The sequence below is a fragment of the Citrobacter sp. CK199 genome, from assembly GCF_030333285.1.
Taxonomy (GTDB): domain Bacteria; phylum Pseudomonadota; class Gammaproteobacteria; order Enterobacterales; family Enterobacteriaceae; genus Citrobacter_B; species Citrobacter_B koseri.
This window is the reverse complement of sequence record NZ_JAOWGF010000021.1, coordinates 25,146-38,303: the sequence shown is the minus strand read 5'-3', so window position 1 is coordinate 38,303 and position 13,158 is coordinate 25,146. Positions and strand designations below refer to the sequence as shown.

Sequence of the window (13,158 nt, the reverse complement as noted above, 5' to 3'; positions counted from 1 at the left end):
GCAAAATTAATGAATGGCGCTATTTTGCCACTGACTACCCAGGGGGCGTCAATCCAGTCTTTATTCTGCTGATATTTGTGTGGTGAATTTATTTAGCGAATAAAAAAGAGATAATGGCTGTTTTGTGCGGTATTTTATTGCGTTATTCTTTTTTATATTTACGCAATGAATGGATTTAGCTTATTTAAAGTGTAATGTAAGAATGAATGATCGTTAAAGTGTTAAAAAAAAGATGCCCTGATATAGGGCATCTATATTTATTAATGGTTTGAGAACCAGTTTAGCTTATCGCGTAACGCGACCACCCGACCGACAATAATCAGCGCCGGGCTTTCGACCTGCTTCGCCAGCTCGCCTAATTGCGCAAGAATGCCGCTGACCACGCGCTGCTTGACGGCCGTACCGTTTTCAACCAGCGCCACAGGCATATCGGCCTGCATACCAAACGCGATCAGCTTCTCCTGAATGGTCGCCGCCTGATTCAGCCCCATATAGAACACCAGCGTTTGTTTCTCCGCCGCCAGGTTTTCCCAGTCCAGCTCGCCGCCCGTTTTCAGGTGCCCGGTGACCAGACGCACGCTTTGCGCGTAGTCGCGGTGAGTCAGCGGAACGCCGGAATAAGCCGAGCACCCGGAGGCCGCGGTAATACCGGGAACAACCGAGAACGGAATGCCGGCGTGGCACAGCGTTTCCAGCTCTTCGCCGCCGCGACCGAAGATAAACGGATCGCCGCCTTTCAGACGCACCACGCGTTTGCCTTTCTGCGCTTCTCGCAGCAGGATCTGGTTAATCTCTTCCTGGGGAACACAGTGATAGCCCGCGCGTTTGCCAACGAACACGCGGTCAGCGTCGCGGCGTACCAGATTCATAATGTCGTCGGAGACCAGGCGGTCATACACCACCACATCCGCCTGTTGGATCTGTTGTAACCCTTTCAGCGTCAGCAGCCCGGCGTCGCCAGGGCCCGCGCCCACCAGCACCACTTCACCACGGTGATCCAGCGGTTCGCTAAGCATCTGCTCGGTGATCTCCGACACCGCTTTCGCATCGGCATTCGCCAGCGACTGCGCGAGCCTGTCGTTGATGAACAGTTTTTCCCAGAAGCGACGGCGCTCGCCCATTGTGGCGAACTGCTTTTTCACCCGCGCGCGGAGCTGGCCGGCGTAATGCGCGACCTGGCCGAGGTGCTGGGGCAGCAAGGACTCCAGTTTCTCGCGCAGCAAGCGTGCGAGAACGGGCGAAGTGCCGCCGGAGGAGACCGCCACCATCAGCGGCGAGCGGTCGATAATGGAGGGCATGATGAAACTGGCGGCTTTTGGCGCATCGACCACGTTGCAGAAAATGCGGCGTGATTCAGCGGCTTCGCTCACCTGCTGGTTCACGGCGTCATCATCGGTCGCGGCGATCGCCAGCCAGCATCCGTCGAGCAGGGATTCTTCGAATGCCCCTTCAACCAACGTTAACATGCCTTCATTTGCCCACACGGTGAACTGCGGAATAAACGCCAGCGCGTTAACCGTTAATCGAGCGCCTGCTTCCAGCAGTAACCGCGCTTTGCGTTCTGCGACATCACCACCGCCGACGAGCAGACAGTCACGATTGCGTAATTGACAAAATATAGGCAAATGGTCCACGACATTACCTCTTAATTATTGGCAGTAGCTTCAGTTTGATTGATTTTTGCCGGAGCCGGACGCTCCGCTTTTGGCGTAGCATACCAATAACCTAATCCCATGAATACGACACCGGACAAAGTATTGCCGAGAGTCACCCACAGCAGGTTATGACCAATTCCCGCCAGCGTGTAGGTGTCGCCGTGATGGCCGAACCAGGAGAGGGCGAACAGCGTCATGTTAGCGACGGAGTGCTCGTAGCCGGACGCGATGAACGCCAGCAGACACCACCAGATAGCGAGGAATTTCGCCGCGCCTTCGGTACGAATCGCCATCCAGATCGCCAGACAAACCAGCCAGTTGCACAGCGCGCCTTTAAAGAACAGTACCGTAGCGGGCGCGGTGGTTTTCGCCAGCGCAACCGTGTGAACGATGCTAGTATCGACCGGCAGCAGACTGCCGCCGCCCCAGCTATACAGCAGCGCGACGAACACGGAGCCCACCAGGTTGCCCAGCCAGGTTTGCGGCAGAATCGCCCACATCTGACCGTGGCTGATGGTGCCCGCTTTTACGCCGAGCGTCAGGAACATGGTGTGGCCGGTAAAGAGTTCAGAACCGGCGATGATCACCAGCGTTAAGGCGATGCCGAAGGTAGCGCCCATCACCAGCGGGCGAACGGAAGGGTCAAGCAGGTTGCCGAGGGTAAAAATAAGAATGATGCCGAGACCGACGTAGGCACCGGCCATTGCGGAACTCACCCAGAAACCGAGCGGATTATTTGCCGACAGGCGTGCAATGCGCGCAGCGTTAGCCGCACACTTGTTAATAGTGTCTGTAAACATTTGATTATCCTTGAAGTAAAAACAATAAAATTAAAAAAGAAATCGTAAAACCGTAGGCCGGATAAGGCATTTATGCCGCCATCCGGCGGTGTTTTTGCCTGATGGCGCTACGCTTATCAGGCCTACAAAATCGGGCCTGTAACCATTTGATTGTCCTTGAAGTAAAAACAATAAAAATCGTAAAACCGTAGGCCGGATAAGACATTTATGCCGCCATCCGGCGGTATGTTTTGCCTGATGGCGCTACGCTTATCAGGCCTACAAAATCGGGCCTGTAACCATTTGATTGTCCTTGAAGTAAAAACAATAAAAATCGTAAAACCGTAGGCCGGATAAGGCATTTATGCCGCCATCCGGCGGTATGTTTGCCTGATGGCGCTGCGCTTATCAGGCCTACAAAGACGTCAAAAAGGGAGGCGTTGCGCCTCCCCAAATTCATCAACCGCGCAGTTGCACCATGCCGTCTTTCACGCGAGCTTCGTAGTGCGCGACGGAATGGCTTTCATCTTCCATGCACAGACCGTCGCTCAGACGGAAACGCTGTTTTTTCAGCGGGCTGGCAACCCACAGTTCGCCCTGATGCTCGGCAATCAACCCGCGTGACAGCACGCTGGACTCAAAAAACGGGTCGATGTTGCTGATCGCGAACACCTGGTCGCTGTGATATGGACGGAAAATGGCGACCTGCTTTTCGCCTAACAGCGCGCAGACGCCGGTTTCCGGCAGAATGTCATCGATTTTGCAGATGTTTTTCCACTGGCTCATGCGTTTTCCTCCACCAGAGTTACCGGAATGCGCTCGTACGGCGTTGCCGGACGATGCTGTTCACGCTCAGGCACCACCTGAACATTCGGGTCGCGCTTATCGCTGTTGATAAAGTGTCTGAAACGAACCTGCGCAGACGGTGTATTCACGGTCTCCGTCCACTCGCACACCACCGCTGCACGCAGGCGGGTCATCTCTTCTTCCAGATGTGCGTTCAGGCCCAGTTTGTCGTCGATGATGACCGACTTCAGGTAGTCGATGCCGCCTTCCAGGTTATCTAACCACGGTGCGGTACGGGTCAGTTTGTCGGCGGTACGGATGTAGAACATCATGAAGCGGTCGAGGTATTTAACCAGCGTTTCGCGGTCGATATCCGCCGCCAGCAGGTCAGCATGACGCGGTTTCATCCCGCCGTTACCGCAGACGTACAGGTTCCAGCCTTTTTCCGTGGCGATAATCCCCACGTCTTTACCCTGGGCTTCCGCACATTCACGGGTACAGCCGGAGACGCCAAATTTCATTTTGTGCGGGGTACGGATGCCTTTGTAACGGTTTTCCAGCTCGACGCCGAAGCCGACGCTATCGCCCACGCCGTAGCGGCACCAGGTGCTGCCCACGCAGGTTTTCGCCATACGCAGCGCTTTGGCATACGCGTGACCGGTTTCGAAGCCCGCTTCAATCAGCTGACGCCAGATCTCTGGCAGATCGTCTTTCTGCGCGCCGAACAGACCAATACGCTGAGAACCGGTAATTTTGGTGTACAGGTTAAACTCACGCGCGATGCGACCTACGGCCACCAGACCTTCCGGCGTGATTTCGCCGCCCGCAGAACGCGGGATCACGGAGTAGGTGCCGTCTTTCTGGATGTTCGCCAGGAAGTTGTCGTTGGTATCCTGTAGCGGGGTGTGCTGCGGCTTCAGAATGTATTCGTTCCAGCAGGAGGCCAGCAGAGAACCGACGGTCGGTTTACACACTTCGCAACCGTAGCCTTTACCGTGTTTCGCCAGCAGTTCTTCAAAGGTTTTAATGCCTTCCACGCGGATGAGGTGGAACAGTTCCTGACGCGAGTACGCAAAGTGCTCACACAGGTTGTTGTTCACCTCAATACCCTGTTTCGCCAGTTCGGCGTTCAGAACCTGAGTAACCAGCGGAATACAGCCGCCGCAGCCAGTACCGGCTTTGGTTTCCGCTTTCAGCGCCGCAACGGTGTGGCAGCCTTTGTTGATGGCGGCGACCAGCATCCCTTTGGTGACGTCAAAGCAGGAACAGATTTGCGCGCTGTCCGGCAGTTTATCAACGCCAATGGAAGGCTTACCGCTGCCAGAATGTGCCGGCAGGATCAGCGAGTCCGGGTTTTCCGGCAGTTCAATCGCGTTCAGCACCAGTTGCAGCAGGTTGCCGTAATCGCTGGTATCGCCCACCAGCACCGCGCCGAGCAGGGTTTTGTTGTCTTCGCTGACGATGAGGCGTTTGTAGACCTCTTTGCTTTCGTCGAGGTAAACGTAGCTACGCGCGCCCGGCGTGCGGCCATGCGCATCGCCAATGCCGCCGACGTCCACGCCCAGCAGCTTCAGCTTGGCGCTGAGGTCTGCGCCTTCAAACGCGTTTTCGGTTTCGAGGATGTGGTCAACGGCAACCTGCGCCATTTTGTAGCCAGGCGCGACCAGACCGTACACGCGGTTGTTCCAACTGGCGCATTCGCCAATCGCGTAGATATCCGGGTCAGACGTCTGGCAGGCGTCGTTAATCACGATACCGCCGCGCTGAGCGACGTCCAGGCCGCACTGGGTGGCCAGTTTGTCACGCGGGCGGATACCGGTAGAGAAAACGATGAAATCGACTTCCAGCTCGCTACCGTCGGCAAAACGCATGGTTTTACGCGCTTCGGTGCCTTCCTGAACGATCTCTTTGGTGTTTTTGCTGGTGTGTACGCGCACGCCCATGCTTTCGATTTTACGGCGTAGCTGCTCGCCGCCCATCTGATCCAGCTGTTCTGCCATCAGCATGGGGGCAAATTCGATAACGTGGGTTTCGACGCCTAAGTTTTTCAGCGCGCCAGCGGCTTCCAGACCCAGCAGGCCGCCGCCGACCACCGCGCCGCGTTTGCTACGACGGGCGCAGGCTTCAATGGCGTTGAGATCTTCAATGGTACGGTAAACAAAGCAGTCCTGGGTTTCGGAACCTTTAATTGGCGGGATCCACGGGTAGGAACCGGTCGCCATGATCAGTTTATCGTAATAAACCGTACGACCCGCGCTGGAGTGGATGACCTTCTCCTGACGGTTGATCGTAATAGCGCGTTCGCCGACCAGAACGTTAACGCCGTGCTTCTCATAAAAGCCTTCACGCACCAGAGACAGCTCTTCAGCGGTGTGGTGGGAGAAGTAGGAAGACAGGTGGACACGGTCGTATGCTTTGCGGGGTTCTTCACAGAACACGGTAATGTCAAAATTGGCAGCGTCGGATTTATCAAGAAGGTCCTCAATAAAGCGATGGCCGACCATACCATTACCGATAATAGCGAGTCTGACTTTGCTCATTTTTGCCTCGATTTCTTTTCTATTACTGCCTACCTTAACGATTCAGCAACCCCGCTTATTGATGTAAATCAAATTCGGCCTTATATACTCCTTAAGAGGTATATTGCTGATTTGTCAGCATTTTTATAAGTCACGGAATTGTCAGACATTTCGTTGTTGTGCAAATAACGTACAAAATGAGGGGTTATTGGCGTAAGAAGGTCTACCTCTAAAGAATGCGAGGTCTACGCCGTCAGGAGGAGGGGGAAATTGCGCGAAAAAGCAGGATTAAAAAGCCGGGCTAAAAAGCCGGATGGCGACGCTATGCGTCTTATCCGGCCTACAAGTTACATGTAGGCCCGGTAAGCTTGCGCCACCGGGCAAATCATCATCAGTGCGCTGCTGGCACGTTATGCTGGCGATGACGGGTAACAAACCCGAGGATAAAGCACATCACAAACACTACGGCATACAGACCGTTTGCGGTGAGCAACGCGGCCTGCGGGCCGCTGTGCGCCACGATCGGGCCTGTCACCACGAAGGTCAGCATGGTGCCAATGGTGCCGCAGGTCAGCACAAAGTTAACCAGCTTCGGCGACGGCACTTTGGTTTGCTGCGAACCCAGCGTAATGATTGAGGTGTAAATGGCGCTGGAGAAGAAGCCGAGCGTCAGAATAAACCACGCCATATGCTCCGGCTGGGCCTTAATGAACAGGTACATCAGCACCGCCGCCAGACCCGCCAGTACCGTCAGGATACGTTGCAGATCAAAGAAGCGCAGAATGAAGCTGAAGGCCCACATGCCGAACATGTACGACATCCAGAAATCGCTGACCAGCGTACCGGCGCCGTTCAGGCTCATGCCCAGACCTTTGGCGTATTCCGGCACCCAGGAGATGAAACCTAACTGACCGAGGATGTAGCACAGCGCGGCGATAGACAGGAACAGAACGCCAATGCCCCATTTCTCTTTTACCACCGGCGTTTCCGTTTTCGGCGCGTGTTTACCCAGCGCCGGAAATTCGCAGCCGAAGGTCAGGATGAAAATCGCCACGTAGACCAGACCGATGCAGGCGTATACCCAGTACCACTCAATGCTGCGCGCCAGCAGGTAAGCGGCGACCATCGGGAAGATCATCCCGGCCATACTGAAGAAGGAGTCGGTGAACAGCAGGCGAGAACCACGCTGACGGCCTTCATACATCTGGGTGATCAGGAAAGTACCGATCGACATGGTGATACCGCTCACCAGACCCAGTACAAACATTGCCGCAGAGAAAAGCGCCAGGCTATGGCTGAGCATCAGCCCGGCCACGGCCAGCACCATCAACACAAAGCCAAAACGCAGCTGCGTTTTCAGCGGGATAATTTCCATCAGCCAGGCATTCAGGAAAATAGAGATCAGGATACCGGCGTTAAGAAAGGTGAATGTGTTACTCATACTGGAAACGGGCAGGTTGAAGTACTCTGCAATGTTTCCCATCACCATCCCGGTGACAATTACCAACGCGCCTGTCAGGGCGTAGGAGAGAAAGCTAATCCATGTGAGCTTGATGCGATTGCTGTTAGTCATGACTGGCCTGTGTATAGAGGTGTAAAGCGCATTGACAGCGCCGTGAGCGGGCAGATTTTAGGCGTTTTAGTGATGTATTTAAATGTTTATTAGCAATTACTGTAAGCGTTACATTTTTTAACGTGACGATGATCACATTAATATGCCGAAAAGCACAACAAAATCGTAAGGTTACATTTGTTTCAGATACGTAAAATTAGGTAAAGGGCTGGCCTGCTCCTTGAAGGCTCTTTAGAATCAATCTACTTGCTTTTGTTACTGCTCTCGTTAAGGAAATCTCATGCTCAAATCGACTCTGGCGGCTGTTGCAGCTGTTCTCGCTCTTTCTGCTCTCTCTCCTGTAGCGTTGGCAGCGAAAGGTGACCCACATGTTCTGCTGACGACCTCCGCCGGAAATATTGAACTGGAACTGAATAGCCAGAAAGCGCCAGTTTCAGTGCAAAACTTTGTCGATTATGTCAACAGCGGTTTCTATAACAACACCACGTTCCACCGTGTGATCCCCGGCTTTATGGTGCAGGGCGGCGGTTTTAACGAGCAGATGCAGCAAAAGAAACCTAACCCGCCGATCAAGAACGAAGCGGACAACGGGCTGCGCAACACCCGTGGCACCATTGCGATGGCGCGTACCGCAGATAAAGACAGCGCAACCAGCCAGTTCTTTATCAACGTTGCAGACAACGCCTTCCTGGATCACGGCCAGCGCGATTTTGGCTACGCCGTATTTGGTAAAGTTGTGAAAGGGATGGATGTCGCTGACAAAATCTCCCAGGTGCAGACGCACGATGTCGGCCCTTACCAAAATGTTCCTTCAAAACCGATAGTTATCCTTTCCGCCAAAGTCCTGCCGTAATGGCATTCTGCGCGGGCCAGTAATGCCCGCGCGATTCCTGACCTCTGCGTAACCTGAATTTGCTGCTTATACTTGTGGCAAGTGCAGGCACATTCAGGGAGGTCTCGTGAAAAAACTCACCGATAAACAAAAGTCTCGCCTCTGGGAACAACGACGAAATATCAATTTCCAGGAGAGTCGACGTCTGGAAGGGGTGGACATCCCGTTAGTTACCCTGACCGCCGAAGAAGCACTGGTGCGCCTGGCAGAATTAAGGAGGCACTATGAGCGATAAGTTTGGTGATGGACGCGACCCCTACCTGTATCCCGGCCTGAACATCATGCGTAATCGCTTAGGCATCCGGCAGGTTCAGCGTCTGGAGCAGGCGGCGTATGAACTGACCGCACTGCGTGCCGCGACGATTGAAGCTGGCCCCCTGGTGCGCGGACTGCCTCACCTGCGCGCCATTCATCGTCAGCTGTATCAGGATGTTTTTGACTGGGCCGGACAACTGCGCGAGGTCGATATATATCAGGGAGATACCCGTTTTTGCCATTTTGCCTACATCGAAAAAGAGGGCAACGCCCTGATGCAGGATCTGGAAGAAGAGGGGTATCTGGTCGGGCTGACGAAAGAGAAATTCGCCGATCGTCTGGCGCACTACTACTGTGAAATTAATGTGCTGCATCCTTTTCGCATCGGCAGCGGACTGGCGCAGCGCATCTTCTTTGAGCAACTGGCGCTCCACGCCGGTTATATCCTGAGCTGGAGCGGCATTCAGGTGGCCGAATGGAGCCAGGCGAACCAGAGCGGCGCGATGGGCGACCTGTCGGGATTACAGGCAATATTTCGTAAAGGGGTAAGCGAAGCCCAGGAAACTGAGTAGAATAGCGCGGTTCTTACGTACCGGAGCCGCCATGATTCTGCTGATCGACAACTATGATTCGTTTACCTGGAACCTTTATCAGTATTTCTGCGAACTGGGCGCTGATGTCCTGGTCAGGCGAAATGACGCGTTGACGCTGGCGCAAATTGACGCGCTGAATCCGCAAAAAATCGTGATCTCGCCGGGGCCCTGTACGCCGGATGACGCGGGTATCTCCCTGGCGGTAATCCGCCATTATGCCGGGCGCCTTCCCATGCTCGGCGTCTGTCTTGGACACCAGGCGATGGCGCAGGCCTTTGGTGCGACGATCGTGCGGGCGGCTAAAGTGATGCACGGTAAAACCTCTCCCGTCACCCATAACGGCCAGGGCGTTTTTCAGGGGCTATCGAACCCGCTCACCGTCACGCGTTATCACTCGCTGGTGATCGATCCTGAAACGCTTCCCGCTTGCTTTGACGTTACGGCCTGGAGCGACACGCAGGAAATTATGGGGATTCGCCACCGGGAGTGGGATCTGGAAGGGGTGCAGTTCCACCCGGAAAGTATTCTGAGCGAGCAGGGACATCAACTGCTGGCTAATTTCCTGTCGCGCTGATTTGTGGTTGCTATATAGTGATTTTTTATGCATATTTTATGACTGAAATTTCATTTAGCTGGATGGGCATAAGATGGCAACTGAACAAACTGCAATTACGCGCGCGACTTTCGATGAAGTTATCCTGCCGATTTATGCACCGGCAGAGTTTATTCCGGTAAAAGGCAAGGGCAGCCGGGTCTGGGATCAGCAGGGTAAAGAGTACGTTGATTTCGCGGGTGGGATTGCAGTTACCGCCTTAGGGCATTGCCATCCGGCGCTGGTGGACGCGCTGAAAACGCAGGGTGAAACGCTGTGGCACACCAGCAACGTTTTTACTAACGAACCTGCGCTGCGTCTGGGGCGTAAGCTTATCGACGCGACCTTCGCCGAGCGCGTGCTGTTTATGAACTCCGGCACCGAAGCCAACGAAACCGCCTTCAAACTGGCGCGCCACTATGCCTGCGTGCGTCATAGCCCGTTTAAAACCAAAATCATCGCCTTCCATAACGCCTTTCATGGCCGCTCGCTGTTTACCGTTTCCGTTGGTGGTCAGCCGAAGTATTCCGACGGATTTGGCCCTAAACCGGCGGATATCATCCATGTTCCTTTCAACGATCTGCACGCGGTGAAAGCGGTGATGGATGACCATACCTGCGCGGTGGTGGTGGAGCCGATCCAGGGAGAAGGCGGCGTCACCGCCGCAACGCCAGCGTTTCTGCAAGGCCTGCGCGAGCTGTGCGATCGGCATCAGGCGCTGCTGGTGTTTGATGAAGTTCAGTGCGGTATGGGGCGCACCGGCGATCTGTTCGCCTATATGCACTACGGCGTGACGCCGGATATTCTTACCAGTGCGAAAGCGCTGGGCGGCGGCTTCCCGGTCAGCGCTATGCTGACCACGCAGGAGATTGCGTCCGCGTTCCACGTTGGGTCGCACGGTTCCACCTACGGCGGCAACCCGTTGGCCTGCGCCGTTGCCGGAGCCGCGTTCGATATCATCAATACGTCTGACGTGCTGAGCGGCGTTCAGACTAAACGCGAGCGGTTTGTTCAGCATTTGCAGAAGATTGACGAGCAGTATGACATTTTCAGCGATATTCGCGGCATGGGGCTGCTGATTGGCGCGGAACTGAAGCCGCAGTACAAAGGCCGGGCGCGGGATTTCCTTTACGCTGGCGCGCATGAAGGCGTTATGGTGCTGAATGCCGGGCCGGATGTCATGCGCTTTGCCCCTTCGCTGGTGGTGGAAGAGGCGGATATTGACGAAGGGATGCAACGTTTTGCGCAGGCGGTGGCGAAAGTGGCTGGCTGATTGCCGGATGGCGCTACGCTTATCCGGCCTACAAATCGCGTTTTCCCTGTAGGCCGGATAAGGCGCTTGCGCCGCCATCCGGCAAACAACAAACAGTAAACAACGTCAACCCTTCATATCCCGTAACCGGCGACTAAGCCAGATGCCATGATGCGGGCGCTGGCGCCATGCCACTGACGAAATGGTGTGCATGGTATTCAGGTGCCCCAGCACGCGTTGCAGATGCTGTTCCAGCGTGCTGAGCGGCCCGTGGGAGAGCATCTCCGATGACTCCAGAATATTCACATCCCCGGAACCGCCCGGTGCGTCATACTCCAGCCGCTGCTGACAGCGCTGGAGCGCAATTTCGCAGGATTCCAGATAGCGCTGCGCCAGATCCGGCGTCAGCATCGTATGCTCGCGCGCCAGCGTGGTCATGGCGTTGACGTGCTCAACGATAAACTGGCTGTGCGTTACCCACAGTTTCATATCTTCCAGATAGTGCGTGTTAAACCCCGGTTCCTGCATCGCCTGATTCAGCGAGTTAAACAGCGTATTGTGCGCCTGGTTCACCCGCATTCGCTGATACGCCAGCGGCGTTGGCTGCGGGTCGTTGCTGAGGATCAGCCGAATGGCCTCCTGGTCCGCTTCCAGCGCGTCGTGGGCATTCTTACGCAAAAGGCCGCTTTGCCACTGCGGCCAGAGCCAGACCATTCCGCCAAAAGCAATCAGGCAGCCAATGACCGTATCAATAAATCGCGGCACGATGAACTGTTCGCCGTTGAGCGTCAGCAGTTGCAGGGTATAGACCGCCGTCACCGTAAAACCAACCGTCGCCCAGCCGTAGTTTTTGCGAATGGTCAGATAGCTCACCAGCGTAATGATCAGCATTAATGCCAGCGTGTAGCCTTCAGGAATGCGAAAGTGCAACGTGACGCCCGCCACCACCAGACCGGCCAGCGTACCCGCCGAACGGTGCAGAATGCGCACGCGCGTCGCGCCGTAGCCGTTTTGCGTGACGAACAGGATGGTCATCAGAATCCAGTACGGCTTGGGCAGATGTAAGGCGCTGCCCATCAGGCTGGCGATACTTAACATAACGCTGATTCGCCCGGCGTTGCGCAGCGCGGGCGATTTAAACGATAAATAGCTTTTCAGCGCGGGCAGTAGCGGCAGGCGACGCTGTTTATCGGCCATCAGGTCGCGTGCGTACAGCGGACGCTGAGTGCGTAATACGCGGGCAATACGGCTAAAGTGCCAGTAGCAAAACTGCCCGACAGGGTTTTCCGGGTGCTGATTGGCGATTTTTCCCAGCGCGCCAGTCTGCTTCTCCATCGAAAAACGGCTGGGCAGACGGTGATACAGTATGTCATCCGCGATGATGCGCAGGCGGGCTGCGACGGTTTGCGCATTCCAGCGAATAACCTGTTCTGCGTGACTGCGCTCCACCAGCTTCTGAACCTCCTCCGGCTGATGCAAACTGACGGAGATATGCTCCTGTAAGTCCAGCGCTTCCTGGAAGGCGCGCAGCAGGCGCTTGTAGTCATTATTGTGCTGGGCCGACAGCATGTGCATCTGCTGGTAACACTGGGTAATGAGATCCACCGCTTTCTGCTGGCGCACCAGCAGAGGCGGCAGCGCTTTTTCTGGATCGATATGCTGCGTGAGCAGGCTGTATTTGGCCTCGCAATAGTCGGCCAGCTCGCGATACAGCAGGCTGAGCGACTCGCGCAGCGGCTGTTCGCGCCACAGCCAGAACCAGAACCAGTTAAACAGCCCATACCATAGCGTGCCGAGCGCGTAGATGAGCAGCGGCTCCCAGACCGGCATGTTCCCCGCCAGGCTTAGCGTGAAAATGGCGGCAATCAGTGAAGCGGGCAGCAGTCTTGCATGTAGCGGGCTGATTTCCGCCGTGACGCCGAGCAGCAGCGTCAGTCCGGTGAGGATCAGCGGCAGGGGGATGTCGCGCGCCAGCAGCAATTGCGTAATCAGGCTGCATCCGGCAAACAGCGATCCGCCGATGATTAAGCGTTTGAAAAAGCGTTTATGCGGGGTATCAAGACCGGCAATGTTGCAGCAGGCGGGAACGAGCGAGAACAGCAGTCCCAGGTGCAACTGGCCGATGATCAGGCCGATAGCCACAGGCAGGCACAGCACCAGCGTTTGCCGTAGTGCGTAGTTGATCTCTGGATGGTAAATCAGTCTTCGCCACATCGGTGCAAACAAAAATGGCGCATTACCCGGTAATGCGCCATTCCGACG

11 protein-coding genes are annotated in these 13,158 nt (G+C 55.3%); 5 read left to right on the top strand and 6 right to left on the bottom strand.

Features of this window, described 5'->3' with window-relative positions; genetic code table 11:
* Nucleotides 1–260: 260 nt before the first annotated feature.
* The 5 genes from cysG to tsgA all read right to left on the bottom strand — a co-directional run bounded on the left by cysG (nucleotide 261) and on the right by tsgA (nucleotide 7,312).
* Nucleotides 261–1,634, bottom strand: a complete 1,374-nt coding sequence (cysG, locus tag OGX75_RS01555) for a siroheme synthase CysG (RefSeq protein WP_286450959.1) — start codon at nucleotides 1,632–1,634, stop codon at nucleotides 261–263.
* Nucleotides 1,635–1,645: 11 nt separating this feature from the next.
* Nucleotides 1,646–2,455, bottom strand: coding sequence for a nitrite transporter NirC (nirC, locus tag OGX75_RS01550; RefSeq protein ID WP_101744208.1), 810 nt, complete (start codon nucleotides 2,453–2,455; stop codon nucleotides 1,646–1,648).
* Nucleotides 2,456–2,893: 438 nt separating this feature from the next.
* The gene (gene nirD, locus OGX75_RS01545) at nucleotides 2,894–3,220 is read right to left on the bottom strand and encodes a nitrite reductase small subunit NirD (protein WP_286450957.1); all 327 of its coding nucleotides are present in this window, start codon (nucleotides 3,218–3,220) and stop codon (nucleotides 2,894–2,896) included.
* Nucleotides 3,217–5,760: an NADPH-nitrite reductase large subunit gene (gene nirB, locus OGX75_RS01540; protein WP_214143535.1), complete on the bottom strand. Its 2,544-nt coding sequence runs from the start codon at nucleotides 5,758–5,760 to the stop codon at nucleotides 3,217–3,219. The genes nirD and nirB overlap by 4 nt, the downstream gene beginning before the upstream one ends.
* 370 nt (nucleotides 5,761–6,130) lie before the next feature.
* Entirely contained in the window at nucleotides 6,131–7,312 is a 1,182-nt protein-coding gene (gene tsgA, locus OGX75_RS01535; RefSeq protein ID WP_286450956.1) for an MFS transporter TsgA, read from the bottom strand.
* Between the two features lie 280 nt (nucleotides 7,313–7,592).
* On the opposite strand from tsgA, the gene ppiA reads away from it, so the two are divergent.
* From ppiA to argD, 5 genes are all read left to right on the top strand, one after another.
* Nucleotides 7,593–8,165 carry a peptidylprolyl isomerase A gene (gene ppiA, locus OGX75_RS01530; protein ID WP_012135471.1) on the top strand — a complete coding sequence of 191 codons (573 nt, stop codon included), beginning with the start codon at nucleotides 7,593–7,595 and terminating at the stop codon, nucleotides 8,163–8,165.
* A gap of 106 nt (nucleotides 8,166–8,271) precedes the next feature.
* A complete protein-coding gene (ficA, locus tag OGX75_RS01525; protein WP_012135470.1) occupies nucleotides 8,272–8,439 on the top strand; it encodes a FicA/YhfG family antitoxin in 168 nt (55 codons plus the stop codon).
* The gene (locus OGX75_RS01520; protein ID WP_047460753.1) at nucleotides 8,429–9,031 is read left to right on the top strand and encodes a putative adenosine monophosphate-protein transferase Fic; all 603 of its coding nucleotides are present in this window, start codon (nucleotides 8,429–8,431) and stop codon (nucleotides 9,029–9,031) included. The genes ficA and OGX75_RS01520 overlap by 11 nt, the downstream gene beginning before the upstream one ends.
* 31 nt (nucleotides 9,032–9,062) lie before the next feature.
* Entirely contained in the window at nucleotides 9,063–9,626 is a 564-nt protein-coding gene (gene pabA, locus OGX75_RS01515) for an aminodeoxychorismate synthase component 2 (RefSeq protein WP_153257915.1), read from the top strand.
* A gap of 73 nt (nucleotides 9,627–9,699) precedes the next feature.
* Nucleotides 9,700–10,917 (top strand): bifunctional acetylornithine/succinyldiaminopimelate transaminase, encoded by a 1,218-nt coding sequence (gene argD / locus OGX75_RS01510; protein WP_101744210.1) that lies wholly within the window; start codon nucleotides 9,700–9,702, stop codon nucleotides 10,915–10,917.
* Nucleotides 10,918–11,022: 105 nt separating this feature from the next.
* Here the strand turns inward: argD and OGX75_RS01505 are convergent, their stop codons facing one another.
* On the bottom strand, nucleotides 11,023–13,110 hold the full coding sequence (locus OGX75_RS01505; RefSeq protein WP_115625982.1) for a YccS/YhfK family putative transporter: 2,088 nt from the start codon (nucleotides 13,108–13,110) through the stop codon (nucleotides 11,023–11,025).
* Between the last annotated feature and the right edge of the window lie 48 nt (nucleotides 13,111–13,158).

What these genes read in the sequence shown, in the direction of transcription:
- nirC (WP_101744208.1), bottom strand. Translation starts at nt 2,455, where the DNA reads ATGTTTACAGACACTATTAACAAGTGTGCGGCTAACGCTGCGCGCATT.
- nirD (WP_286450957.1), bottom strand. Translation starts at nt 3,220, where the DNA reads ATGAGCCAGTGGAAAAACATCTGCAAAATCGATGACATTCTGCCGGAA.
- nirB (WP_214143535.1), bottom strand. Translation starts at nt 5,760, where the DNA reads ATGAGCAAAGTCAGACTCGCTATTATCGGTAATGGTATGGTCGGCCAT.
- tsgA (WP_286450956.1), bottom strand. Translation starts at nt 7,312, where the DNA reads ATGACTAACAGCAATCGCATCAAGCTCACATGGATTAGCTTTCTCTCC.
- ppiA (WP_012135471.1), top strand. Translation starts at nt 7,593, where the DNA reads ATGCTCAAATCGACTCTGGCGGCTGTTGCAGCTGTTCTCGCTCTTTCT.
- OGX75_RS01520 (WP_047460753.1), top strand. Translation starts at nt 8,429, where the DNA reads ATGAGCGATAAGTTTGGTGATGGACGCGACCCCTACCTGTATCCCGGC.
- pabA (WP_153257915.1), top strand. Translation starts at nt 9,063, where the DNA reads ATGATTCTGCTGATCGACAACTATGATTCGTTTACCTGGAACCTTTAT.
- argD (WP_101744210.1), top strand. Translation starts at nt 9,700, where the DNA reads ATGGCAACTGAACAAACTGCAATTACGCGCGCGACTTTCGATGAAGTT.
- OGX75_RS01505 (WP_115625982.1), bottom strand. Translation starts at nt 13,110, where the DNA reads ATGTGGCGAAGACTGATTTACCATCCAGAGATCAACTACGCACTACGG.